This is a genomic window from Vibrio sp. 2134-1 (assembly GCF_033339495.1).
Genome location: NZ_JAWOUS010000646.1, coordinates 1 through 608, shown reverse-complemented (window position 1 = coordinate 608; position 608 = coordinate 1). Strand labels below are relative to the sequence as shown.

The following is a 608-nucleotide window of genomic DNA, read 5'->3' as shown; positions in this document are numbered from 1 at the left end:
ACATTCTATTTTGGCATTCCAGTTTAATTTTGCGGCGGCTTGTTCTAGTAATCCTGCCGCAAGGATGCTATTTGCTACACCGCTCGGACAGGCAGTAATAATGGCAATATTCATACGATAACCTTCTGTTCCTTAGTTTTTGTCTAAGTTCGTATTAGGGTAAAGCTCGCTGACTTGTGTTTGCAGCTTAATGTTTTCCAGTTCTTCTTGACTGGTTAGCCCCACACCAACTTGGCTAACTGCTAAAGCAGAAAGCGCTGTCGCGAAGCGCAATAAATCGTGTTTCGGCATCACTTGCATGTGACCCCAGCATAAGCCTGCCACCAGTGTGTCGCCCGCACCTACGGTGCTCACCACATTCATGCGTGGCGGTTGTGCGCGTAGCCACTCGCCTTGGTTTAGCCACATCACACCGTCAGCACCCATCGACACAACAATGTTCTCGATGCCTTTGTTGCTGAGGGTTTGTGCTGCCACTTGGCACTGTTCTGGCGTTTCTAGGTGCTCACCGACAAAGTCACTCAGCTCTTCGTCATTTGGTTTAATAAGCCATGGATGAGCATCAATACCTGCACGTAGAGCGGCTTTGCTGCTGTCGAACAATACTT

At 48.7% G+C, this 608-nt stretch carries 2 protein-coding genes; both read right to left on the bottom strand.

The annotated features are described in order from the left end of the window. The coding region (locus R7R78_RS27740) for a hypothetical protein (RefSeq protein WP_225474805.1) at positions 1–114 on the bottom strand (114 nt) is incomplete at its 3' end. A gap of 18 nt (positions 115–132) precedes the next feature. Beyond that, on the bottom strand, positions 133–608 hold a 476-nt coding region (locus R7R78_RS27735; RefSeq protein ID WP_225474804.1), incomplete at its 5' end, for a 1-phosphofructokinase family hexose kinase.